This is a genomic window from uncultured Oscillibacter sp. (assembly GCF_910579365.1).
In the GTDB taxonomy this organism is placed as follows: domain Bacteria; phylum Bacillota; class Clostridia; order Oscillospirales; family Oscillospiraceae; genus Oscillibacter.
In genome coordinates, this window is record NZ_CAJTUX010000004.1 from 63056 (window position 1) to 85898 (window position 22843).

The window sequence follows — 22843 nt, forward strand, 5'->3', positions numbered from 1 at the left end:
TCAGTTCCCCGCCAAGGCAGCCGCCGGGTCCAAAAGCCCCTGCTCCGTCAGGGCGCTCACCAAATCCTCCTGAAACAGCTCCGCGCCGGGGGCGCAGTCGTTTTCCATCTTGGAAAACAGATAGGTCCGGCTTCCCTCCCCGTCCCATCGGAAGTACAGGTAGTCGCGGCCGGGATAGCCGATCATGCACCAGCCGTCCTCTCCCATATAGGACCCGCCCGCCAGTATGACCCGGTCCGGGGTGGCGGTGTGGGTCTCGTAGCTGACGCTCCAGACCTCCACCCGGAGGTCCCCCGCCGTCTCGTACCAGGGTCCGCTGAGGCCGGTGACGCGCCAGTCGTCCCAGACCACGTTCCCGGGGCCGAAGTTTTCCTCGTCGTAGCTCCCGGAGCCGTCTGCGCCGAAGCCCTCCGCCGCCAGGGCGTTGAACCGCTCCTCCGCAAAATCCCGGGCCGCCGCCAGCACGTCCGCCGGAAGGGCCTCCAGACCGTTGGCCATGTGGTCCGTATAGCCGCTTTCGTCTTTATAAAGCCGCAGGTTCTCTCCGTCGAACCACATCGTCCGGAAGGCGGTGACCGTACGGTCCGTGCCGGAGAGGGGCACTCCGGCGGAGAAGGACAGCGCGCGGCTGGCCGGGTCCCAGGAACCGAAACTCACATATTTCGCCTCCGGCCACGCCTCGCTTACCAGGGCGCGGATATCGGCCAGATACAGCGCGCCGTCCCGCCGGAAGTACAGGTACGTCTCTCCGCCGCCGTGGTAGGTCCACGCCAGCTCCTTCTCCCCGTTGCCGTCCAGGTCCAGCTCCGTCACCTCGTTTGCGCAGTCCGCCAGCGGACGGGGGACCCCGCCCTCGTCCAATACATAGTAGTCGCGGGCCTGGTAGGCCGCGCCCCGGGGGCACGCAATCCAAAACCCCTCCCGGCCCAGGACCTGCTCGAACGCGCCTGCGGTATACCCGTCGGTATAGCCGCTATCCTCCTGGCAGAACCGCAGAAGACGGTCCCCCCGGCGGATGGCCCAGTATTTCGTGTACGCGTGGTCCGGGTTGGTCAGATGGTCCGGCTCCCAATAGCAGACCACCTCCGTGCCGTCTCCCAGCGTCTCCGCGCAGAGGACCTCCCCCATGGTATCTGCGGGCACGGTATCCGGCTCCATGTCTTTCCAGGACTTGTAGGGCTCCAGCCCATCCAGAGAGATGACCCGCTCCGGGTCCCAGGCCGGGTAGGCCGTGGGGACGGCGGGGGGATCATACCGCCAGTTGGTCAGGAAGCGATAGCCGCCGTCCCTTCGCTCCTCCAGCGTCACGCAGGCAGGACCGTCTGTCACAGCCGTCATCTCTCCGTTTCCGCTGCTGAGCCCCGGGAAGCCGCTGCCCTCATAGTACAGCAGAACCGCCCCGTCTCTCCGCTCGCCGAAGGTAAAGGTGACGTCTCCGGGATAATTCGTGTCGCCGTGGAAGGTGTAATAAGCGTCGTACTCCTCCAGATAGGTGAACCGGTCCAGGCCCCGTTTGTCCGTCTCCTCCAGGGACAGGCCCAGGTACTCCCGCAGGACCTTGTCCATCTCTCCGGCGGAGCACTTGAGCAGATCAACTCCCGGGTCCTCGCCGCCCCAGGCCGCGTTGGCCACAGCCTGACGTTCCTCCTCAGTGCAGGAGAAGGTCCCAATGCCGTTGTAGAAGAGCTGGTAGAGGTCGATTTGCTTGTAATCCTTGGGGGCCTCCACAGCCTGGAACAGGAACTGGTTCATCATATTGAAGCCCTCGCCGTTGAAGACCTCGTTGTTGAACCGCTCCAGCTCCTCCGCCGTCAAAGGGCCGTCCTCCGTCTCCGGCCCTGTCTCCGCCGTCTTGGCGAAGGAACAGGCGCACACCAGCGCCGCCAGCAATGCGGACAGCGCCGCCGCCCACAGCCAGCGCTTCGGCGTCCGGGCGATGCGGCTGACCCGCTCCCGGAGACTGCGCTTGCTCCCCGTCATGGTGGTGGCGCAGCGCAGCAGGTCCCCAGGCCGGGGGCCGGCGGTGACCAGGGCCAAAAGCGTATTGCCATAGGCCCGCCGCTCCCCGTCTCCCAGGCGCTTCAGCGCCCTCTCGTCACAGGCAAGCTCCGCGTCCCGGCGGCTGAGCGCCGCCGCCAGCCACACCAGCGGATTCCACCAGTGGACCGCCGCCGCCCCGCACCGGAGAAGGGTCCAAATGTGGTCCCCCTGGCGGTAATGGGCCGTCTCGTGGGCCAGCACATGGCGGAGGGTCACAGGGTCCGCCGCCGCCTCGGGGGTGACGTACACCGCCGGGCGGAAAACGCCGAACAGACAGGGGGACGGCAGGCCCTCCAGCCTGTAGACCGGCAGGGGGCACTCCGCCTCCAGGGGGACCCGCAGCCGCCGCAGCCGCCGGGCGAAGCTCCCATTGGAAATGAGAAACGCCGCCGCTGCCGCCGCCGAACCTGCCAGCCAGATTCCCCCCAGCAGAGCCGCCAGGTCCCCAGGGCTTCGCCCCTCCGGGACGGCGGAGGCGGATTCCTCTCCGGCGGGCCCGGGAAGAACCTGGACAGGCTGGCCGCCCTCTCCGCCGGGCACGGTTCCCGTCTCCTTCGCCGGGGCCCCCTGCGTCAGGGGAAGCGCCTGGAGCGCGGGGGGCTCCGGAAATACCCGGGGCACCTCCGCCGGGGCGGTATAGAGCTGTCCCGGCACCAGCAGCCGCACCAGGACCGCCGCCCACAGGGCATACCGCAGCCGGGCGCTGATCCGCCGCCCGAAGGCCGCCCGGAGCAGAAGAACCGCCAGAATCAAAAGGCTTGCCGTCCACACCCAGTTCAACACAACCACGCTCATGAAAGCTCCCCCTTCTCCGCCTGGTCCAGAATCGCCCGGAGTTCCGCGATCTCGTCGCCGGACAGCTCCTGCCGCCGGGCCATGGCGCTCATCATCATCCCCACACTGCCCTGGTAAACCCGGTCCAGAAAGCTCCGGGTCTCGGCCATCTCCGCCTGCTCCCGCTTCACCAGGGGCACGTAGGCCGTCCCCCGGCCGGCCTGCTGGCAGCGCACCAGCCCTTTGGCCTCCATGCGGTGGAGGGTGGTGATGGTGGTGCTCCTGTGCCAGCCCACGGCCCGCTCCAGCTCGCCCACGATCTGCATCACCGTCTGGGGGCTCTGCTCCCACAGGCAGCTCAGGACGTTCCACTCGCCGGCGGTCAATTTGACGTGTTCCATATTCTCCGCCTCCTTGTCTACGTTGTAGACATAGTTTAACACAGTTAGTCTACAGTGTCAACCATTTTCCCGTGAAGCAACTTGCCAGTGTCCCTCCGGCGTCTTCGCCTACGGAAAAGACGCCGGGAGGCGGAGCTCCCTGCGCGGAACGGAGGGAGCTCCAAATAAAAAAGCCCTCCCCGGCGCTTCCAAAACCGAAGCGCCGGGGAGGGGGTCTTGTTCCGGCCGCACCCGCGCGGCCGCTGAGTGTCCTTCATTCACACCGGAATCCGGACGGCGCGGTCAGCGCTCCAGCTTCCCGGCGCACTTTGCCAGAAACCGTTCGTTCCAGATGATCGCCCGGGTGTGGACGCCGCTGCCGACAGGGCCCTTCTCGTCCCAGGCGGAGACCCGGAAATCCACCATCTTTCCATTCTCCGAGACGGCGGTGATCTCCGCCTCCGCCCAGACCTTCATTCCCACGGGGGTGGGCGCGTCGTGGCGGATGTCCAGGCGGGTCCCCACGCTGCCCTGCCCCTCCTCCAGGAAGGGCTGCAAGACGGTCAGGGCCGCGTTTTCCATCATGGCCGCCATAAAAGGCGTGCCGAACACCGGCAGGGTCCCGGAGCCCGCGGCGGCGGCGGTGAGCTCCTGGGTGACGGTCTGCTCCAGCTGGCATTTTGCTCCGATCAGAATCATCTTCATCCTCCTCTCTCAAATCCGCAGAGGCTGGAAAGCGGCGGGCGCGCAGGCCCTCCTCAAATCCCCAGCTCTGTCCAAAGGTCGTTATAGAGCTTCCGGGTCTCCAGGGGCAGAACCAGATATGCCTCGCAGCGGTCCAGCACCTCCTGCGGGGCGGCAATGATATCGTACATCTCCGGGTCCAGCGGTTCCCCGTACAGCTCTTCGTAGTAAGCGGGATACTGCTCCAGCGCTTCCTGGTTGGGGGAAGCGTACCAGATATAGTCCATGTTGGCCAGGTTCGCCTCGGTGGAGGCGATGAAATTGATCCACGCCATGGCCTCGTCCTTATGGGGCGCGTCCTTCAGCACGCACATGGCGTCCATAAACCAGTTGGACCCCTCCTCCGGAACCACGAAGCGAAGGTCCTCGTTGTTCTCCAGCATGGTGAGGTAATCCCCGGCGTAGTACGCGCCCATGGCGGCGTTGCCGCCCTCCAGCTTCTGGAAAATCTCGTCCATGACGAAGGACTGATACACGCCCTGGTTCTTGGCGTCCTTGAGGAGCTGGAAAGCCTCCCGAAGTTCCGCCTCGCTGGTGGTATTCAGGGAGTATCCCAGATAGCTCAGGGCCGTGGCCATGGCGTCCCGGGAATTGCGGAACATCAGTACATTCCCGGCATACTGCGAATCGAACATGGCGGACCAGCTGGTGACGGGTTCGTCCACCATGGTCTCGTTATAGATGATTCCCACGGTGCCCCAGGCGTAAGGGACGGTATAGCGCTCCTGGGGGTCGTAGGTCAGGCCCTTGAAGCGGTCGGAGATCAGGGCGTAATTGGGAATCTGGCCGTAGTCCAGCTCCGCCAGCATATCCTCCTCAATGAGCTGGGAAATCATATAGTCGGAAGGGACAATGACGTCGTAATCCCCCGCGCCGCTTTTGAGGAGGGAGTACAAAGCCTCGTTGCTCTCGGCGGTCTGGTAGTTGACGATGATGCCCGTCTCCTCCTCAAACTGCGTGATGAGGTCCTCGTCGATATACTCGCCCCAGCTGCACACGTTTACCACCGGCTGGGCGTTGGTGGCCCCGGTGAGGAGGACGACGGCAACCAGGAAGGATGCGGCCAGGGCGATGGCGGCGCCCCGGCGGAGCATGCGGCCCCGGGGCGTGTCCAGCAGCCGGGTCAGCTTCCGGGAGACGGGACGGCGCGCCTCGCCGCTGCGCTCCGCCCGGGCCTCCCGGAGGTTCACAATCACCAGCAGGGCCAGCACCGTCACGAACAGCAAGGTGGACACGGCGTTGATCTCCGGCGTCACCCGCTTTTTCGTCATGCCGTAAATGGTCATGGCCAGAGTGGAGCTGGAGGACCCGGCAGTGAAGTAGCTGATGATGAAGTCGTCCACGCTCATGGTAAAGGCGGTCAGGGCCCCGGAGGCAATGCCGGGCTTGATCTCCGGCAGGATGACCTTCCAGAAAGCCTGCATCCAGGTGCAGCCCAGGTCCTGGGCCGCGTCCACCAGATTGCGGTCCATCTGCCGGAGCTTGGGGCCCACGGAGAGGATGACATAGGGGATGTTGAACGTGACGTGAGCGATGAGCAGCGTGCCGAAGCCCAGGGTCAGCCGCTCCGGCAGGACGGCGATGCTCTGGACGCGGTTGAACCACCCGGCAAAGCCGCTCCAAAAGGCGAAGAAGGCCACGAAGAACAGGCACATGGCCACGCCGGTTACAATGTCGGCGTTCATCATGGGGATGTTGTTTACGGTGCTCAGCACCGTCCGGGACCGCCTCCGCAGGCTGTAGAAGCCGATGGCGGCGAAGGTCCCGGCCACCGTGGCGATGGCCGTCGCCAGCAGGGAGACCAGAAGCGTGGTATAGACGCTGCGCATAATGAGCCGGTTCTGGAACAGGGATCTGTACCAGTCCAGGGAGAACCCCGTCCAGACGGTGTTGCTGTTGCCCTTGTTGAAGGAGAAAACAATCAGCAGCAGAATGGGCGCATAGAGAAACAGGAAGACCAGGGCCATCAGGGACCGGCTTCCGAAGCGGCCGCTCTTTTTCACAGCATCACCGCCTGTTCCTCGCCCTCGCCGAAGCGGTTCATGACCACCATGCAGACGACGACGATGACCATCATCACCAGGGAAATCGCGGCGCCCAGCTGGGGATTGTAGGCCCCGCCCAGGAACTGCTGCTCAATGAGGTCCCCCAGAAGCAGCTCCGTGCCGCCGCCCAGCATCTTGCTGATGGCGAAGGTGGAGACAGAGGGGACGAAGACCATGGTGATGCCGGAGAGAACCCCCGGCAGGGAAAGGGGCACAATGACCCGGCGAAAGACGTTCAGCCCGTCCGCCCCCAGGTCCCGGGCCGCCTCCACCAGGGAGCCGTCCAGCTTCACGATGACGGAATAAATGGGCAGAATCATGAAGGGCAGGTAGTTGTAAACCATGCCCAGCACCACCGCCCCCTGGGTGTTCATCATGGGAAAGAACGAGAGCTCTGTGCCGAATACCCGGTTATACAGGGCGATGAGGCCGATTTTTTGAAACAGCTGATTCAAAAGGCCGTTATTCTCCAGAATGGACATCCAGGAATAGGTCCGCAGCAGGAAGTTGATCCACATGGGCAGCATGATGAGCACCATGGCCGCCCGCTGGAATTTCTCCCCCTCCTTGCTCATGACGTAGCTCACCGGATAGCCGATGAGGAGGCAGATAAAGGTGGCGATGAGGGCCAGCTTGAAGGACCGGCCAAAGACCACGGCATAGGTCCCCATACGGGAGAAGTTTTCCAGGGTGAAGCCGCCCAGGTCGCTGGAAAAGGCGTAGACCACCACCAGCACGATGGGGGCCACGACGAAGAGGGCCATCCAGATGACATAGGGGATGGCGAACCGGGAGAGCTTAGGTTTCATCGCCGCCCTCCTCCGGCTCTGCCGCGTCCAGTTCGTCGTACTCGTCGGAGAAGGAGGAGTAGTCGCCGTACAGGCCGGAGTACCGGCTCTTCTTCATGACGTGGATGCCGTCGGGGTCAATTTTGATGCCGATACGGGCCCCCACGGGGGAGTGGTCCGTGGTTTGGATCAGCCATTTGAAGCCCCGGAAGTCCACGATGATATCGTACTGCATCCCCTTGAAGGTGACGTTGGTGACGGTGCCTGTCAGCTGGCCCTGCTCCACGGGGACGATGTCGATGTCCTCGGGCCGGATGACCACGTCCACGGCCTCGTTCTCCGCGAAGCCTCCGTCCAGGCAGGGGAACTGGCGTCCGTACATTTGGACCAGTTTATCCCGGACCATGATGCCGTCGATGATGTTGGACTCGCCGATGAAGTCCGCCACGAAGGCGTTTTTCGGCTCGTTGTAAATATCCTCAGGGGTGCCGATCTGCTGGATGGAGCCCTGGTCCATCACCACAATCGTGTCGGACATGGTCAGGGCCTCCTCCTGGTCGTGCGTCACATATATAAAGGTAATGCCCACCTGCTGCTGAATGCGCTTCAATTCGATCTGCATGTCCTTGCGGAGCTTCAGGTCCAAAGCGCCCAGCGGTTCGTCCAGCAGCAGCACCTTGGGGCGGTTCACCAGCGCCCGGGCGATGGCCACCCGCTGCTGCTGCCCGCCGGAGAGAGCGTCCGTCCGCCGGTTTTCAAAACCCTTGAGGCTGACGGCCTCCAGCATCTCCAGAACCCGCTCCCGGATTTCCTCCTCCGGGAGCTTGGCCTTCCGCTTCGGGTCCGAGGGGTCCGGCCTCCGCTGCATCCGCAGGCCAAACGCCACGTTTTCAAAGACGTTCAGATGGGGGAACAGCGCGTACTTCTGGAACACCGTGTTGATCTGCCGCTTGTAGGGCGGGACATCGTTAATCCTCACACCGTCGAAGAGAACGTCTCCCGACCCTGGGGTCGTGAAGCCGCCAATAATCCGCAGCGTGGTGGTCTTGCCGCACCCGCTGGGCCCTAACAGTGTGAGGAACTCCTTGTCATTGATATAAAGATTTAAATGATCGAGAACCAGCTCGTCGTCGTACGCCATGCAGAGATCCCGCAGGCGAATCAACTCTTTGGACATGTATCCTCCCCCGTTTCTTTTCTTGAAAGAAAAGAAACAAAAGAACTTTAGCGCGCTGCGGGATCCGGTGGTTGAGTTGATCAAAGCGACGGCAACCGGGCGCGGCTGTTCCTTGTAACTCTTCTTTCCATCGCTTGAGATTTGAATTTCCGTCGAAATTCAGCGATACCTGCATGATAACGGAAGCGCCCTGAAATGTCAAGGGAATTGTTGGGCGGAGACTATTGAATTTTTTTCAGTAGTTTCCTTGACTTTTGCCGGACCGGGAAGTATACTGGAAAAAATGGCTACTGATAATTTTGCAGTAGTGTCGAAGGGAGCGGTTTTATGAAGCGGGATTATCTCTCCCGGCTCAGCCGGGCGGCCCGGTGGTATCTGCCCCCGGCGGAGGCGGCGGAAGTCTTGGAGGATTACCGGGAGATTGTGGAGGGACGGAGCGGGGAGGAGCTGCGGCGGGATTTGGGAACGCCCCGGGCGGCGATGCGCCAGCTGGCCCAGCCCAAGGCTTACCGGCGGTGGCTGGCGGTGTTTCTTGTTTTGTCGGCCTGTGTGCTTTTGCCGGCGGCCGGCGTGGTTCGGAGTGAGCTGTCCTGGCTGTTTGGGCTGTTCCTGAATGACCTTATGCAGACACCACGGTATGCGGAGATGCTGCTTCCTTTGGGGACGGTGCTGGCGCTGGTTTGGTTTCGGCGCAATGGAAGAAAGGAAGAGACGCTCCCTAAGTGGGTGGTACCATTGCTGATTCTTTTGCTGTTGGGGATAGCCTGGGTGTCGTTTCTGGCCTGGACGCTTTTTGCGGAGCGGTGGGATTTGCTCAACGCCCTGTTTCCTGAAGAGCGTGTCTGGCTTCATCGCCTGACGCTTGGACTGAATGCCCTTGCCGCCGGAACGGTTGGGATGATTGGTCTGGTAAAAGCCCGTCTGGCGGACCGGCGTTGGAGGGCGGTGTACGTTCTGGGCTTAACGGGGGCTGTGGCGTGTTTGTTCATGTGGAAGATGTACACGGGGATGTTCCGGGAGTTTCAGCCTGGATGGCAGACGCCCTATGTGATACGATACATGGTCATTATTCTTGTGGGCCTCCTGGGAACGGGGGTATCCCTATGCTGAAACGCGACCTCCTGGAGCTCTGCCTCCTCCACCTGATGTCCGGAGGGGACCAGTACGGCTACGAGCTCTTGCGCCAGCTCCACGGGGTGTTTCCGGACACCCAGGAGAGCGCCATCTACGCCATCCTCCGCCAGCTCTGCCGGGAGGGGGCCACGGAGCGTTATCAGGGGGAGACCTCCGGCGGCCCGGCCCGGAAGTACTACCGCCTGACGGAGGCGGGCCAAGCCCGCCATGCCGCCCTGCTGGAAATCTGGCGGAAAACCCGGGACGCCCTGGCGGCACTGGGGATTGCGTGAGGGAACAAAGCCCCGCCCGAAGGGGCGGGGCTCAGCGTGTCAAAAAACGCAGAAGATTGACGCAGCGGGAAGGAAGAGAGTTACGAGAGGAACCCAGGAGGGGTTCCTTTCGTTTTCAATCAGAAGTTTTTCAAACCTTTTTTAAAGGTTTGAAAAACTTGCGCAGGCTGGCGAAAACACGTTTTCGACAGCCTGAAAGCCCCGCCCGAAGGGGCGGGGCTTCGTCAACCTTTGGGAAAGTACTTCTCCTTGAACGGCACGTCCTCCACTGTGAACTCCCTCCCCCGGAGATAATTCAGCATCCCCGCGCCGGCGGGAAACGCGAACCTCAGCTTGTAGGCGTACAGCGCCTGCCGGGTCTCCTGGTACTTCCGGTTCACGGCCCCGTTTCCATACTTCCCGTCCCCCAGCAGCGGGCAGCCAATCTCCGCCATAGACACCCGAATCTGATGGGTTCGCCCTGTCAGTAAACGGCACTCCACCAAGGACAGCTCCCCTCTCGTCTCCAGCGTCTTGTACAGCGTGGCGGCGGACTTCCCTCCGGGGACGGGGCGGCGGTGGAAGGTCACCAGCTTCTTCGCCTCGTCCTTGAACAAGAAGCCCTCAATCTTCCCCGCGGCGGGCCGGGGACGGCCCACGGCGGCGCAGAGATAGGATTTCTCCAGCTCGTGGGTCCGGATTTTCTCGTTGAGGATCCGAAGAGTCTCCGCGTTTTTGGCGGCGATGACAATCCCCCCCGTGTTCCGGTCGATGCGGTTGCAAAGAGCCGGGGCGAAGGCGTTCTCCTGCCGGGGGCTCCACTCCCGCTTTTGATAGAGATAGGCTTGAATGTGGTTGATGAGGGTGTTCACCTTCTCCGTCTCGTCGGCATGGACCACCAGCCCCGGCCGCTTGTCCACCAGGAGGAGGTTTTCATCCTCATAGACGATGCTCAGCCGGGGCTGAAAGATGGAGAGGAAGAGATTTTCCTCTTTGGGCTTGTCAAAGAACTCGTCGTTGATATATAATTGTAGAACATCCCCAAACTGGAGGCGGGCGTCCCGCTTGGCCCCCCTGCCGTTGACCTTCACCCGTTTGAGGCGGATGTACTTCTGCAAAAGCGCCGGAGGCAGAAGCGGCAGGTTTTTGGCGACAAAGCGGTCCAGCCGCTGTCCGGCGTCGTTTTTTCCGATGGTAAGTTCCCGCATGGCGGACCTCCTGCGTGTATTTTGTCCATCATACCTGTTTTGCCGGAGCTTGTAAAGAGGAGGAAACCGAGATGGCAGCGGAGTTTTTCGGCGCGGCATTTCCCTGGCTGGCACTGGGACTGCTGGTTGGTCTTGTCTGCGGAATGTTCTGCAAAAGACGCTAAGGCGGGAGGAAAGGCCCCGCCGGAGAAGGAGATCGTACAATGAGCGAAGTGAATACCGCACCCCTGCTGCCCGCCATTCAGGACGGGAAGGTTTGGATCAGCCGCTTTACCGGGAAGGAATACGACAAGGCCTTCCAGGAATACTGCGCGCGCTTCGCCCCGCTCTACCGGGAGGCGCTGCTTTCCGCCGGAGAGGCGGCGGCGTTGGCGGAGCCTCTGCTGGACGGCATAGCCGGGGGCTGGGCCCGTCAGAAATTCTGGAACCGCTCGGTGGCCCTGATGAACGACAAGCAGATGATCGTCTGCTACCTCTCCCCCATGCTGCTGGAGGACCCCTTCTGCGCCCCCCTGGCGGAAGCGCTCCAGACGGGCTGGGCCGCCCGGTGGCCCAAGGAGGCCTACAGCGTCGCCCCGCAGGCCAAGCTTCGCAAGGGCTTCCGGCCCACCTTCCTGGGCATTACCCTGCCCTTTAAAAACGACGACGGGGATGAGTGAGGCGGTCTTTTAAAAAAGAACGGAAAAAACGAAAAAATTGTTTGACAACGGAGGAAGCATCCTTTATAATACGTAAGGTATCGTTGCGAGGTAGACTATGCTGATTGATGTAAGGCCCATACTGCATACCCCCGGCAAGCACTTGGAATTCCAGTTCTCCCTGGACCTCTCCGACTTGGAGTTTGACGGCCGGAAGCCCGTCAGCCGCCCGGTGGAGGTGACGGGAGAGGTCCGCAACACGGCGGACCTGCTGGAGCTGGCCCTGACGGCGGAGACCACCCTGGACGCGGTCTGCGACCGCTGCGGGAAGGAGTTCCTTCTGGAGAAAGAGGTCTCTTACCGCTGCATGCTGGCGGAAGAGCTCCAGAACGGGGAGAGCGACGAAATCGTCCTGCTGGAGGACGGAAAGGCGGACGCGGGCGACCTGGCCCGAACGGCTTTCATCCTAGGAATGGACAGCAAAACACTGTGTTCGGAAGATTGCAAGGGACTGTGCCCCCGGTGCGGCGCCAACCTGAACGTTGGCCCCTGCTCCTGCCAAAAGGAGCCGGACCCCCGGCTGGCCGCCCTGGCAACGCTTTTGGATAAGAATTAACGAGAAGCGCTCCGCGCCTTTTTGTATGATTAGGAGGTGTCACAATGGCAGTACCCAAGGGTAAAGTATCCAAAGCGAGACGGGACAAACGGCGCAGCTCCCACTGGAAGCTGACGGCCCCCAATCTGGTCGTGTGCCCCAAATGCGGTGCTATGCACCTGCCTCACAGAATGTGCCAGGAGTGCGGTACTTACAACGGCCGGGAGATCAAGGTCGTGAAGTCCGTCGTCTCGAAGTGAGATTCTGTTGAATGAAGAGAGAGGAGCTGGTCTCCCCTCTCTTTTTTCTTAACGTGGAAAGGAGCGTACTCCATGCGTTCGACAAAGCGGCCCCGGCGGCCGGTCCACCGCTACAAGTCCCTGCTGTTCCCCGGCATCGCCGTGCTGGCCATATTCGCCTTTTGGGCAGCCTTCGCTCCCTCGGAGCAGCCAAAGGGGGAAACTGTGCTGTTTGAGTACGGCGGTTTGAAAATCGAGATCACCAATGTCCAGGAGGTTGGACAGGGTTTCAGCAACGACGGCGGCCCGGAGCTCTGGGAGTACCCGGTCTACACGGTCTATCCCGGCGCGACGGCCACGGTGCTGGAGGCGGGTATGAAGACGGGCGAGGACGGCGCGCTTTTGGCGGACTGGGCCTTTGAGCTAAATTCGGAGGATTGGCGGCTGGACATTGCAGACGGCATGGAGCCGCTGGAAATCACCCCGGAGGTGGTGGGGGTGTTCGACCCGGAGTCCAGTGTGTATATACTGCGCTTTGTTCTCCAGGAAGAGGACGGCTGAACCAGTCAAACAGGAGGGGGAAATTTCCCCCTCTTTTTTATTTCCCCTCTTGACAAACGGCCCGCAAGCGTCTATAGTGTACTTATCAAGCCAGTACGCGCAGTACGAGCAGTACAAGGAGGCGATCCTATCGACATTCTCATCAGCAACAGCAGCGGCAGGCCCATTTACGAACAAATCTGCCAGCAAATCAAGACCCAGATCATGGACGGGACCCTCTCCGCCGGAGAGGCGCTGCCCTCCATGCGGGCCCTGGCGAAGGAGCTGCACCTCAGCGTCATCACGGTCCAGCGGGCCTACGAGGACCTGACTCGGGACGGCTTCATCGAGACCGTCTCCGGCAAGGGCAGCTTCGTGGCCGCCCAGAACCAGGAGTTCATCCGAGAGGAGCGGCTCCGGGAGGCGGAGGAGCTGCTGCAAAGGGCGGCGGAGCTGGGCCGGTCCAGCGGCATTCCGCTGGAAAAGCTGACGGGCATTCTCGCCCTGTTTTATGAAGAAGGAGACTGAGTATGGAAAACAGCATTTTGGTCCGGGACCTCACCAAGCGCTTTCCGGGCTTTACCCTGGACCGCGTGTCTTTTCAGGTGCCCCAGGGCCGCATCGTGGGCTTTATCGGAGAAAACGGCGCGGGGAAGAGCACCACCATTCACCTGATTTTAAACGAGCTGAAAAAGGATGGAGGAACCGTAGAGGTTCTGGGCCGGGATCACGCCGGCCCCGCCGTGAAAAACGACCTGGGCGTGGTGTTTGACACCTGCAATTTCCCGGAGGTCTTCACGCCTCTGGACGTGGAAAAAGTCCTCTCCGGGGTGTATTCCGTTTGGGACGGACAGGCGTACCGAGGCTATTTGAAGCGCTTCACCCTGCCGGAGCGAAAGCGGGTCAAGACCTTCTCCAAGGGCATGAAGATGAAGCTGTCCATTGCCGCAGCCTTGGCCCACCGGCCCCGGCTGCTGATTCTGGACGAGGCCACGGCGGGCCTGGACCCGGTGATCCGGGACGAGATTCTGGACATCCTGCTGGATTTTATCCAGGACGAGGAGCATTCCGTGTTCTTCTCCTCCCATATCACCTCGGATATCCAGAAGATCGCCGACTATGTGGTGCTGATCCACCAGGGGAAGATCGTCTTCGAGGAGGAGAAGGACGTGCTTCTGGACCAATACGGCATCCTCCGCTGCGGCAAGGGCACGGAGGTGGATCCGGGGGATTATATCGTCCGGCGGGAGACCGGGGTCAGCGCGGAGTATCTGGTCCGGGACCGCTCCGCCGCCGGAAAGAAGTATCCCAAGGCCGTGGCGGACGCCGCGTCCCTGGAGGACATCATGCTGTTTTATATCAAGGGGGAAACGTCATGCGAGGAATGATTTATAAGGACCTGTGCCTGTTTTTCAAGGGGATCGATAAAATCGTCCTGCTGGTGCTGGGGGGGCTTTTGGTCCTGTTCGCGGCCGAAGGAGGCGCTTACGCCGGGATGCTGTTCTCGTTCGCCCTGGATATGATGGTGGGCCTGCTGCACCTCACAGCCCTGGAGAAGGAGGAGAAGACGGCCTGGAGGAGCTATCAGCGGACCATGCCGGTGGGCGTGGGGAAGGTGATGGCGGGGAAGTACGCCGCTTTGCTGCTGACGGTGCCGGTCAGCGTCGCGGGGGCCGTGGTATCGAATCTGGCGGCTTTCGCCGTGTACCGGGCCTTTTGGCCGGAGGTGCTGGGACTGTCGGTAGTGGCGGCTATCATAGTTCCCCCAGTCTTCGCGGTGTTCAGCCTGCCCTTTTACTACTGGTTTGGAAGCCAGATTGCCCAGTTTACCATCCTGCCCCTGGCCTTCCTGATGTTTTACGCCATCAAAAATTTTGAGGACGGCTGGTGGACCGTGGCGGACCTGGTGTCCCTGGCAGAGAATCTCCCGCTTTCCCTGCTGGCGGGCGCGCTGGCCCTGGCGGCGCTGCTGGCGGCGTCCCTGGCCCTCAGCGCCGCCGGGTACTGCCGGAGAAAATAAGATTTTTCCGGGGCGGAGGCATTCAGCCTCCGCCTTTTCCCATTCCCGGAAAGATTTTCCTTGCGCCTTTGGCCCATCCCGGTTATAATGAAACTGGATTTATATGTTTCAAAAAACAAGGCGGCGCGCCGCCGGGAGGGATACCGTATGCCAAAGCCGATCATCGCCATCGTGGGCCGCCCCAACGTGGGCAAGTCCATGCTCTTCAATAAAATCATCGGGAAACGCCTGTCCATTGTGGAGGACACCCCCGGCGTCACCCGGGACCGGATCTACGGGGAGTCCGACTGGTGTGGCCGGGCCTTCACCTTGGTGGACACCGGCGGCATCGAACCCCGGACGGACAACCAGATTCTGGCGTTCATGCGGGACCAGGCCCAGACCGCCATCGAGACGGCGGCGGTGATCGTCTTCCTGACGGATATCCGCACCGGCCTCACTGCCTCGGACCAGGAGGTGGCCGCCATGCTGCTTCGAAGTGGCAAACCTATCGTCCTGGCGGTGAACAAGATGGACTCCACCGGGGTCCCGGACCCGGATTTTTACGAGTTCTACAACCTGGGACTGGGGGACCCCATTCCCGTCTCCGCCGTCCACGGCCACGGCACCGGGGACCTGCTGGACGCGTGCCTCCAGTATTTCCCCCCGGAGGACGCGGAAGAGGAGGAGGACGACGCCATCAAAGTGGCGGTCATCGGGAAGCCCAACGCGGGAAAGTCCTCCCTTGTGAATAAAATCCTGGGGGAGGAGCGAGTCATTGTCTCCAACGTGGCGGGCACTACCCGGGACGCCATCGACTCCCGGTTTGAAAACGACAAGGGCAAATTTGTCTTCATCGACACGGCGGGCCTCCGGCGCAAGAGCAAGGTGGAGGAGGCCATCGAGAAGTACAGCGTCCTCCGGGCCACCATGGCCATTGAGCGCTCGGACGTGTGCCTGATTCTGATTGACGCCACGGAGGGGGTCACGGAGCAGGACACGAAGGTCGCCGGTCTGGCCCACGAGGCGGGGAAGGCCAGCATCATCGTGGTGAACAAGTGGGACCTGGTGGAAAAGGACGGCAAGACCATGGACCGTATGCGCAAGGAGGTCCAGGAGGGCCTGAGCTTCATGACCTACGCCCCCATCCTCTTCATCTCCGCCAAGACCGGCCAGCGGGTGGACCGGCTCTTCGAGCTCATTGACTATGTCTCCAACCAGGCGGCCACCCGGATTACCACAGGTATGCTGAACGACGTGCTGGCGGACGCCCAGACCCGGGTCCAGCCCCCCACGGACAAGGGCAGAAGGCTGAAAATCTACTATATGACCCAGGTGGGAGTGAAGCCGCCCCACTACGTCATTTTCTGCAACGACACGAAGCTGTTCCACTTTTCCTATCAGCGGTATCTGGAAAACTGCATTCGCAACACCTTCGGCCTGGAGGGAACGCCCATCAAGATTTCCGTCCGGCAGCGGGGAGACAAGGAGGTTTGAGTATGGAGAACCTGTGGCTGGCGATGCTCCTGATCTATGGCGGAACGGCCGTGGCGTCCTATTTTCTGGGTTGCTTCAACGGCGCGGTGATTGTGTCCAAGTATATCCTCCGGGACGACATCCGGAACCACGGCAGCGGGAATGCAGGGCTGACGAATTTTCACCGGACCTTCGGCGGCGGGCTGACCTTCGTGGTCATACTCTGCGACGTGCTGAAAGCGGTCATTGCCGTGCTGCTGACCAGCACCGTGTTCGGTGGGGCTGTGACAGCCAAATACTGGGCGGGCCTGTTCTGTCTGCTGGGCCATATGTTCCCCTGTATGTTCCACTTCAAGGGGGGCAAGGGCATCCTCTCCGGAGGGACTATCGCCTTGATGATCGACTGGCGTATTGCTCTGGTGGTCTGGGGAGGCTTCTTGATTTTGACGGTTTTGACCCGGTATGTTTCCCTGGGATCTTTGTGGGCTGGGGCCAGCTTTCCATTCGTCAGCTGGTATTGTTATCCGGATATTCGAGTTGTCGTGTTGGCCTTTCTCCTGGGGGGGCTGGTGGTTTGGCAGCACCGGGGCAACGCGGAGCGGCTGCTTCATGGCACGGAACGAAAACTCACATTCCATAAGAAGAAACAGGAGGGCGGCTCATGAAGGCAGTGGTAGTAGGCAGCGGCGGCTGGGGCACGGCTCTGGCGATGGTTCTTTGTGACAATGGACACGATGTGACCCTCTGGTCCCGGACCCCCGCCAAGGTGGAGGAAATGGCCCGAACCCGGGAAAATCCCCTTTTGAAGGGCATTCCCCTGCCGGAGAGCCTGAAGATCACCGGGGACCTGAGCTGCCTGGAGGGAGCGGAGCTGGTGGTCAGCGCGCCGCCGTCCTTCGCCGTTCGGGAGACGGGGGCGAAGATCGCCCCTTATCTGCGGCCTGAGACCATCCTGGTGACGGTATCCAAGGGCATTGAACGGGACACGAATTTACGCCTGAGCCAGGTCCTTCGGGAGGCCACCGGAAACCGCTGTCAGATCGTGGCCCTCTCCGGCCCCTCTCACGCGGAGGAGGTGGGCCTGCGGCTGCCCACGGGATGCGTGGCCGCCTGTCCGGAGCGGGACGCCGCCCGCTTTGTGCAGGACGCGTTCCTGAACGAGCGCTTCCGGGTCTACACCAGTTACGACATCGTGGGCGTGGAGCTGGCGGCGGCCTTGAAGAACGTGATTGCCCTCAGCTGCGGCATCTGTGTGGGCCTGGGCTTTCAGGATAATACCAAGGCCCTGCTGATGACCCGGGCCATGGCGGAGATCACCCGCTTAGGGGAGCATATGGGCGGCGTCCGGCGGACCTTTGGCGGTCTTGCCGGCATGGGAGACCTGATTGTCACCTGCACCTCCCTGCACTCCCGGAACAACCGGGCGGGCATCCTCATCGGCCAGGGCAAAACCGCCCGGGAGGCCATGGAGGAGGTCGGCGCGGTGGTGGAGGGCTACTACGCCGCCGAGAGCGTCCATCAGCTGGCGGAGCGGGAAAAGGTGGACATGCCCATCTGCCGCTGCGCTTACGAGGTGCTTTACCAGGGCAAACGGACCCGGGACGTGGTCTCGGAGCTGATGAGCCGGTCCGGGAAGGACGAGCTTCTGGGGACCGCCTGGCTGTAAAGCGCGTCAATACCGCCCCTCTTTCTCCCCTGTTTTGAGGCCGCAGGCCCTGCCTTCCGGCGGGTCCTCTTTCTTACTCTCCATAGACAAAAAAATTGTGAGAAATGCAAAAATTTTGTTTGACAAAGGTCGACCTTTGTGCATATAATAGAAGAAAGGAGCCGGCAGGCACGTAACGTATGTGGAGAAAGGAAAGAACACCATGAAACAGACACGGCAAGCCCCGGAATGCAGCATCAACAACATCTACCAGCTGGACGGACGGGTCCCGCTGGCAAAGGCCATTCCCTTTGGCCTCCAGCACATCCTGGCAATGTTTGTCTCCAACCTGGCCCCTATCACCCTCATTGCCGCCTCTGCCCAGCCGGCTCTCAGTCAGGCGGAGGTGGCCGTCCTGCTCCAGAACGCCATGTTTGTGGCGGGCATCGCCACGCTGATTCAGCTCTACCCGGTCTGGAAGGTTGGGTCCCGGCTGCCGGTGGTCATGGGCGTCAGCTTTACCTTCGTGGCGGTGCTCAGCTCCATTGCCGCCAACTACGGCTATCCCTCCCTCATCGGCGCGGTCATCGTGGGCGGCCTGATGGAAGGCACCCTGGGCCTTCTGGCCAAGTACTGGCGGAAGATCATTACTCCCATCGTGGCAGCGTCGGTGGTGACGGCCATCGGCTTCTCCCTTTTCACCGTGGGCACCCGGTCCTTCGGCGGCGGCTATGCGGAGGATTTCGGCTCCGCCCAGAACCTGCTGCTGGGCGTCATCACCCTGGCGGCTTGCCTGCTGTGGAACACGCTGTCCAAGGGTTATCTCAAGCAGCTCAGCGTTCTGGCGGGCCTGATCGTGGGCTACATAGCCGCCATTTTCATGGGCAAGGTGGACCTTGGCACGCTGATGTCCGGCGGGTTCATCGCCCTGCCCCGCTTCCTGCCCTACATGCCGGAATTCCACGCCGGAGCCGTGGCCTCCGCCTGCATCATCTTCCTGGTCTCTGCGGCGGAGACCATCGGCGACACCTCGGCCCTGGTCTCCGGCGGCCTGGACCGGGAGATTACCAGCGAGGAGATTTCCGGCTCCCTGGCCTGTGACGGCTACGCCTCCACCATCGCCGCCCTCTTTGGCTGCCCGCCGGTAACCTCCTTCTCCCAGAACGTGGGTCTGGTGGCCATGACGAAGGTGGTGAACCGCTTCACCATCATGACCGGCGCAATGTGCATGCTGCTGGCGGGTCTGCTGCCGCCGGTGGGCAACTTCTTCGCCTCCCTGCCGGAGTCCGTGCTGGGTGGATGCACCATCATGATGTTCGGCTCCATCGTCATCTCCGGCATGCAGATGATCGCCAACTGCGGCTTCTCCCAGCGGAATGTGACCATCGCGTCGCTGTCCCTGGCCATCGGCATCGGCTTCACCGCCACCAGCGAGGCGGATATCTGGAACATCTTCCCGGAGACCATTCAGTCCGTCTTCTCCTCCAACGTGGTGGCGGTGGTCTTCGTGGTGTCCATCATTTTAAGTCTGGTCCTGCCCAAGGACATGGATATTAAGAAGATCACCACAGAGGGCTGACGGCCCCGCGCCGAGGCGCAGTCTCTCGTAATCCTCTTCCTTCCCGCCGCGCCGGCTTTTCCCGTTTTACAGCCCGAGCCCCTCCGGCAGTGCCGGAGGGGCTCTTTCCGTAAACCGTAAAAAAGCTCCGCGCTTTTGGCACGGAGCTTTTCGCAGACTCTCTTAATAGTAGCGCTTCTTGTTCTTGCGAGCGGCCTCAGACTTCTTGCGCCGCTTCACGCTGGGACTCTCGTAGTGCTCTCTCTTCCGGACCTCGGCCAGGACGCCGGCCTTGGCGCAGCTGCGCTTGAAACGCTTCAGCGCGCTGTCGATGGATTCATTTTCCTTCACATGGATCTCAGACATCTATATTTTCCCTCCCTCCGAGGTATCCGGTTATCTCCAGGATACTTTAAGGGCCATGTCATATGGCTTTAACATGGCTATTATACAGATTCCGTCCAAACTTGTCAAGAGAATTTCGAAAATCTCTCCAACGAAATCCCGGGGGCGCCCTGCGGGTCATGCCGCAGGGAAAAAGAGCGGAACCTGGCGGTGAAATGGACAAACCGGACGGTCATCTGCCGGTAAGGTTCCGCCGCACGCCCGGCCGCCACGGCTCACGCGTATATATGTTCCCCCGCATTCCGCCGGAGACAGCGTCCGGCTGCGGAGAGGACTTTTGGAAATATGACTGGAATTTACAGCCTGTCCGTGGTATACTGTTTCTTACGTGAGAAAATTCTGCGCAAGTTAGGAGCGTGAATCCCTTGACCCTGTTCTCTTCCGTCCTCCTGGGCATCATCCAGGGCGTCACGGAGTTCCTGCCGGTCTCCAGCTCCGGCCATCTGGCCATAGCCGAGCATCTGCTGAACGTCTCCGGCGCGTCGGCGGTTCCCCCCTTCTTTGACGTGCTGCTGCACCTGGGTACCCTCTTCGCCGTGTTCATCGCCTACTGGGAAGATATCCGGGCGATGATTCTGGAGTTCTTCTGCGGCGTGAGCGACCTGGTCCGCGGAACGACTCCCGCCCGCGTTCCCCCGGCCCGGCGGATGATTCTCCTGATCATTGCGGGTACGCTCCCCCTCTTCGCCGTGCTTCCGGTCAAGGACGCCATCGAGGGTCTGGGGGACAACATGTACTTTGTGGCCTTCGCTTTGCTGGCCACGGGCTGCCTGCTCTTCGCCAGCGACCATGTGCGCCGGGGCCGCAAGACGGAGAAATCCGCGACCATGCTGGACGCGCTGCTGGTGGGCGTGGGGCAGGCCCTGGCCACCTGTCCCGGCATCTCCCGCTCCGGCACCACCATCACCGCCGGGTGCTTTGTGGGCTTCGACCGGAAATTCGCCGTCCGGTACTCCTTTCTCATGTCCATCCCCGCCATTCTGGGGGCCAACCTGCTGAGCCTGAAAGACGCTCTAGCCGACATCCTCTGGGCGGAGGTCCCGGTGTATCTTGTGGGCGTGGCGGTCTCCGCCGCGGTGGGCTATGCCTGCATCCGCCTCATCCGGCTGGTGGCGGACAAGGGAAAATTCGGCTTCTTCGCCTATTACTGCTGGCTGGCGGGCATCGTGACCCTGGCCCTGATCTTCACCCAGAAATGACAAATTCCTGATCTTCGGAGGTACATACCGTGGCTTCCACATCACAAAAGAAATCCTCGTCCACCCGAAAGTCCGGCGGAAAATCCGCCAGGAAGCCTCCCCAGAAGCAGCCTGTCCGCCGGGAGGTCACCGGCGGCGTGCTGCTGGTGCTGGCACTGTTCGTCTTCGTCAGCTACTTCGGCGTTACGGCCCTGTTTCTGGACTTCTTCGCGGGACTTCTGAAGGGGCTTTTCGGCTATGGTTACTGGCTGGCCGGGCCCGCCCTGCTGCTGGCGGGGCTGATTTTGATTTTCCACCGGGGCCGCCCCGTCCAGCTGCGGACCACCTGCGCCCTGCTGCTGCCGCCGCTTTTCGGCTCTTTGACGCATCTGGTCTTCTGCAAAAAGGTCTATGAGCCCTCCTTTTTCAAGATGCTGGGCACGATCTGGAGCGACGGCCAGGCGCTGGCATCCGGCGGAGCGGTGTCCGGCGTACTGGCCAACGGGTCCGCCGCCGTGTTCTCTCCGCTGGCGTCCGTCATCCTCTTTACGGTGCTGTTCGTTACCCTGCTCTTCGTGTCCCTGCGGCTGACCCTGTCGGCGCTGGCGGAGTGGCGGCGGAACCGCATCCCCTATGAGGAGCCGCCGGAGCCCGCCATTCACCTGACCCCGGTGGACCCGCCCAAGCGGCGGCCCGCCGGGCCCAAGCCCCAGATCGACATCCCCCTGGACGGGGAGACGCGTCCTCCCAAGCCGGAGAAGTCCGGCAAGTTTACCAGCTTTTTCCGCCACAAGGCCGACGCCCAGCCCACGCCGGACCAGGTGCTCCAGTCCCCGCCGTCTCCGAAGCCGGAGCCCGCCGAGGCGCCCCAGGCGGCCATTCCGGCGCCGCCTCCCGTGCCGGTGCCGGAGCCCATTCCTGCCTCTCCCCCCGCCGCGCCGGAGCCGGTCCGGGCCGCCGTTCCGGAGCCTCCCGCGCCGGCGGTCCCCTCGCCGGCGGCCCCCTCGCCGGAGGTCCCCGCGCCGGAGAAGCCGGAGCCCGCCGTGCCCCTCCCCACGGCGGAGACCTTTACCCGCAGCGGCAAGGCCGAAACCGCCAAGGAGGTGGCGGCCCAGACCGCCGCCGTGGCGGCGGAGATCGAGGAGAAGCTGGCGGCAGAGGACGGGGACTATCTCTATCCTCCCGTGGACCTTCTGCACATGAACCAGGGAGAAAATCACATAGAAGCCGGCGCGGAGCTGCGGAACAACTCCCGCCGCCTGGCGGAGACCCTGACCAGCTTCGGCGTGGACGCCTCCCCCGGCGACGTGATTCACGGCCCCTCCGTCACCCGGTACGAATTTGTGCTGGACCAGGGGGTCAAGCTCTCCAAGATCACCAATCTGGCGGACGATATCGCCCTGGCTCTGGGGGCCACCGGCGTGCGCATCGCCCCTATTCCCGACAAAATCTCCGTGGTGGGCATCGAGGTGCCCAACAAGCAGGTGACGCCGGTGCTGATCCGGGACGTTATCGAGTCCCGGGAGTTCGGCGGCCACAAGTCCCAGGTGGCCTTCGCCCTGGGGCGGGATATCGGCGGGCGGAACGTCATCGGCGACATCGGGACGCTGCCCCACGTGCTCATCGCCGGAACCACCGGCTCCGGCAAGTCCGTCTGCACAAACTCCCTCATCATCAGCCTCCTCTATAAGTCCACGCCGGAGGATGTGCGCTTTATCATGGTGGACCCCAAGATGGTGGAGCTGGCCCCCTACAACGGCATTCCCCATCTGCTGATTCCCGTGGTGACGGACCCGAAGAAGGCCGCTGGGGCCCTCCAGTGGGCGGTGTTTGAGATGATGAAGCGGTACAAGACCTTCTCGGAAAACGGCGTGAAGAAGCTGGAGGAGTTCAACCGCCTGGCAAAAACCAAGGAGGGGCTGGAGCCCCTGCCCAGCGTGGTGGTGGTCATCGACGAGCTGGCGGATTTGATGCTGGTGGCCGCCAAGGAGGTGGAGGAGTCCATCTGCCGGGTGGCCCAGATGGGCCG

23 protein-coding genes are annotated in these 22843 nt (G+C 62.1%); 15 read left to right on the plus strand and 8 right to left on the minus strand.

The features are described from left to right. From QZ329_RS02525 to QZ329_RS02550, 6 genes are all read right to left on the minus strand, one after another. A complete protein-coding gene (locus QZ329_RS02525; protein ID WP_295748001.1) occupies positions 1-2835 on the minus strand; it encodes a M56 family metallopeptidase in 2835 nt (944 codons plus the stop codon). Then, entirely contained in the window at positions 2832-3215 is a 384-nt protein-coding gene (locus tag QZ329_RS02530; protein WP_295748002.1) for a BlaI/MecI/CopY family transcriptional regulator, read from the minus strand. The genes QZ329_RS02525 and QZ329_RS02530 overlap by 4 nt, the downstream gene beginning before the upstream one ends. A 282-nt stretch (positions 3216-3497) precedes the next feature. Then, a complete protein-coding gene (locus QZ329_RS02535) occupies positions 3498-3893 on the minus strand; it encodes a thioesterase family protein (RefSeq protein WP_295748004.1) in 396 nt (131 codons plus the stop codon). Between the two features lie 59 nt (positions 3894-3952). Then, on the minus strand, positions 3953-5941 hold the full coding sequence (locus QZ329_RS02540; protein WP_295748006.1) for an extracellular solute-binding protein: 1989 nt from the start codon (positions 5939-5941) through the stop codon (positions 3953-3955). Next, positions 5938-6792 (minus strand): ABC transporter permease, encoded by an 855-nt coding sequence (locus tag QZ329_RS02545; RefSeq protein ID WP_295748008.1) that lies wholly within the window; start codon positions 6790-6792, stop codon positions 5938-5940. Before QZ329_RS02545 ends, QZ329_RS02540 begins: the two co-directional genes overlap by 4 nt. After that, on the minus strand, positions 6782-7948 hold the full coding sequence (locus tag QZ329_RS02550) for an ABC transporter ATP-binding protein (RefSeq protein WP_295748009.1): 1167 nt from the start codon (positions 7946-7948) through the stop codon (positions 6782-6784). The genes QZ329_RS02545 and QZ329_RS02550 overlap by 11 nt, the downstream gene beginning before the upstream one ends. A gap of 327 nt (positions 7949-8275) precedes the next feature. On the opposite strand from QZ329_RS02550, the gene QZ329_RS02555 reads away from it, so the two are divergent. Together QZ329_RS02555 and QZ329_RS02560 are read left to right on the plus strand one after the other, a co-directional pair. Continuing rightward, positions 8276-9058 (plus strand): hypothetical protein, encoded by a 783-nt coding sequence (locus QZ329_RS02555; RefSeq protein ID WP_295748011.1) that lies wholly within the window; start codon positions 8276-8278, stop codon positions 9056-9058. Next, positions 9052-9354, plus strand: a complete 303-nt coding sequence (locus QZ329_RS02560; RefSeq protein ID WP_295748013.1) for a PadR family transcriptional regulator — start codon at positions 9052-9054, stop codon at positions 9352-9354. Before QZ329_RS02555 ends, QZ329_RS02560 begins: the two co-directional genes overlap by 7 nt. A gap of 224 nt (positions 9355-9578) precedes the next feature. Here QZ329_RS02560 and QZ329_RS02565 read toward each other — a convergent pair whose 3' ends face one another. Next, positions 9579-10541, minus strand: a complete 963-nt coding sequence (locus tag QZ329_RS02565; RefSeq protein ID WP_295748014.1) for an RluA family pseudouridine synthase — start codon at positions 10539-10541, stop codon at positions 9579-9581. Between the two features lie 203 nt (positions 10542-10744). Between QZ329_RS02565 and QZ329_RS02570 the strand changes: the two genes are divergently transcribed. The 11 genes from QZ329_RS02570 to QZ329_RS02620 all read left to right on the plus strand — a co-directional run bounded on the left by QZ329_RS02570 (position 10745) and on the right by QZ329_RS02620 (position 19252). Further along, complete coding sequence (locus QZ329_RS02570) at positions 10745-11200, plus strand: hypothetical protein (protein WP_295748016.1); 456 nt, start codon at positions 10745-10747, stop codon at positions 11198-11200. Between the two features lie 97 nt (positions 11201-11297). After that, complete coding sequence (locus tag QZ329_RS02575; RefSeq protein ID WP_295748017.1) at positions 11298-11795, plus strand: DUF177 domain-containing protein; 498 nt, start codon at positions 11298-11300, stop codon at positions 11793-11795. 44 nt (positions 11796-11839) lie between these two features. Then, positions 11840-12034: a 50S ribosomal protein L32 gene (gene rpmF, locus QZ329_RS02580; protein ID WP_295748018.1), complete on the plus strand. Its 195-nt coding sequence runs from the start codon at positions 11840-11842 to the stop codon at positions 12032-12034. A gap of 72 nt (positions 12035-12106) precedes the next feature. Next, on the plus strand, positions 12107-12574 hold the full coding sequence (locus QZ329_RS02585; RefSeq protein WP_295748019.1) for a hypothetical protein: 468 nt from the start codon (positions 12107-12109) through the stop codon (positions 12572-12574). Positions 12575-12703: 129 nt separating this feature from the next. Beyond that, a complete protein-coding gene (locus QZ329_RS02590; RefSeq protein ID WP_295748040.1) occupies positions 12704-13081 on the plus strand; it encodes a GntR family transcriptional regulator in 378 nt (125 codons plus the stop codon). Positions 13082-13083: 2 nt separating this feature from the next. Continuing rightward, positions 13084-13941 carry an ABC transporter ATP-binding protein gene (locus tag QZ329_RS02595; protein WP_295748021.1) on the plus strand — a complete coding sequence of 286 codons (858 nt, stop codon included), beginning with the start codon at positions 13084-13086 and terminating at the stop codon, positions 13939-13941. Further along, positions 13929-14573, plus strand: a complete 645-nt coding sequence (locus QZ329_RS02600; RefSeq protein ID WP_295748023.1) for an ABC-2 transporter permease — start codon at positions 13929-13931, stop codon at positions 14571-14573. Before QZ329_RS02595 ends, QZ329_RS02600 begins: the two co-directional genes overlap by 13 nt. Before the next feature lie 147 nt (positions 14574-14720). Next, positions 14721-16049: a ribosome biogenesis GTPase Der gene (der, locus tag QZ329_RS02605; protein ID WP_295748025.1), complete on the plus strand. Its 1329-nt coding sequence runs from the start codon at positions 14721-14723 to the stop codon at positions 16047-16049. Between the two features lie 2 nt (positions 16050-16051). After that, positions 16052-16693, plus strand: coding sequence for a glycerol-3-phosphate 1-O-acyltransferase PlsY (gene plsY, locus QZ329_RS02610; protein ID WP_295748027.1), 642 nt, complete (start codon positions 16052-16054; stop codon positions 16691-16693). Continuing rightward, positions 16690-17694: an NAD(P)H-dependent glycerol-3-phosphate dehydrogenase gene (locus QZ329_RS02615; RefSeq protein ID WP_295748029.1), complete on the plus strand. Its 1005-nt coding sequence runs from the start codon at positions 16690-16692 to the stop codon at positions 17692-17694. Before plsY ends, QZ329_RS02615 begins: the two co-directional genes overlap by 4 nt. Before the next feature lie 202 nt (positions 17695-17896). Then, entirely contained in the window at positions 17897-19252 is a 1356-nt protein-coding gene (locus QZ329_RS02620) for a nucleobase:cation symporter-2 family protein (protein ID WP_295748030.1), read from the plus strand. A 162-nt stretch (positions 19253-19414) separates the two neighbouring features. Here the strand turns inward: QZ329_RS02620 and rpsU are convergent, their stop codons facing one another. Next, positions 19415-19597, minus strand: a complete 183-nt coding sequence (gene rpsU, locus QZ329_RS02625) for a 30S ribosomal protein S21 (protein WP_016324321.1) — start codon at positions 19595-19597, stop codon at positions 19415-19417. A gap of 395 nt (positions 19598-19992) precedes the next feature. Between rpsU and QZ329_RS02630 the strand changes: the two genes are divergently transcribed. Both QZ329_RS02630 and QZ329_RS02635 read left to right on the plus strand, forming a co-directional pair. Continuing rightward, positions 19993-20835 carry an undecaprenyl-diphosphate phosphatase gene (locus QZ329_RS02630; RefSeq protein WP_295748032.1) on the plus strand — a complete coding sequence of 281 codons (843 nt, stop codon included), beginning with the start codon at positions 19993-19995 and terminating at the stop codon, positions 20833-20835. Between the two features lie 29 nt (positions 20836-20864). After that, a partial coding sequence (locus tag QZ329_RS02635; RefSeq protein ID WP_295748034.1) for a DNA translocase FtsK occupies positions 20865-22843 on the plus strand: 1979 nt, incomplete at its 3' end.

Bases quoted from the DNA above. Each gene is read 5' to 3' on its own strand.
- QZ329_RS02525 (WP_295748001.1), bottom strand. From the start codon at position 2,835: ATGAGCGTGGTTGTGTTGAACTGGGTGTGGACGGCAAGCCTTTTGATT.
- QZ329_RS02530 (WP_295748002.1), bottom strand. From the start codon at position 3,215: ATGGAACACGTCAAATTGACCGCCGGCGAGTGGAACGTCCTGAGCTGC.
- QZ329_RS02535 (WP_295748004.1), bottom strand. From the start codon at position 3,893: ATGATTCTGATCGGAGCAAAATGCCAGCTGGAGCAGACCGTCACCCAG.
- QZ329_RS02545 (WP_295748008.1), bottom strand. From the start codon at position 6,792: ATGAAACCTAAGCTCTCCCGGTTCGCCATCCCCTATGTCATCTGGATG.
- QZ329_RS02550 (WP_295748009.1), bottom strand. From the start codon at position 7,948: ATGTCCAAAGAGTTGATTCGCCTGCGGGATCTCTGCATGGCGTACGAC.
- QZ329_RS02555 (WP_295748011.1), top strand. From the start codon at position 8,276: ATGAAGCGGGATTATCTCTCCCGGCTCAGCCGGGCGGCCCGGTGGTAT.
- QZ329_RS02560 (WP_295748013.1), top strand. From the start codon at position 9,052: ATGCTGAAACGCGACCTCCTGGAGCTCTGCCTCCTCCACCTGATGTCC.
- QZ329_RS02565 (WP_295748014.1), bottom strand. From the start codon at position 10,541: ATGCGGGAACTTACCATCGGAAAAAACGACGCCGGACAGCGGCTGGAC.
- QZ329_RS02570 (WP_295748016.1), top strand. From the start codon at position 10,745: ATGAGCGAAGTGAATACCGCACCCCTGCTGCCCGCCATTCAGGACGGG.
- QZ329_RS02575 (WP_295748017.1), top strand. From the start codon at position 11,298: ATGCTGATTGATGTAAGGCCCATACTGCATACCCCCGGCAAGCACTTG.
- rpmF (WP_295748018.1), top strand. From the start codon at position 11,840: ATGGCAGTACCCAAGGGTAAAGTATCCAAAGCGAGACGGGACAAACGG.
- QZ329_RS02585 (WP_295748019.1), top strand. From the start codon at position 12,107: ATGCGTTCGACAAAGCGGCCCCGGCGGCCGGTCCACCGCTACAAGTCC.
- QZ329_RS02595 (WP_295748021.1), top strand. From the start codon at position 13,084: ATGGAAAACAGCATTTTGGTCCGGGACCTCACCAAGCGCTTTCCGGGC.
- QZ329_RS02600 (WP_295748023.1), top strand. From the start codon at position 13,929: ATGCGAGGAATGATTTATAAGGACCTGTGCCTGTTTTTCAAGGGGATC.
- der (WP_295748025.1), top strand. From the start codon at position 14,721: ATGCCAAAGCCGATCATCGCCATCGTGGGCCGCCCCAACGTGGGCAAG.
- plsY (WP_295748027.1), top strand. From the start codon at position 16,052: ATGGAGAACCTGTGGCTGGCGATGCTCCTGATCTATGGCGGAACGGCC.
- QZ329_RS02615 (WP_295748029.1), top strand. From the start codon at position 16,690: ATGAAGGCAGTGGTAGTAGGCAGCGGCGGCTGGGGCACGGCTCTGGCG.
- QZ329_RS02620 (WP_295748030.1), top strand. From the start codon at position 17,897: ATGAAACAGACACGGCAAGCCCCGGAATGCAGCATCAACAACATCTAC.
- rpsU (WP_016324321.1), bottom strand. From the start codon at position 19,597: ATGTCTGAGATCCATGTGAAGGAAAATGAATCCATCGACAGCGCGCTG.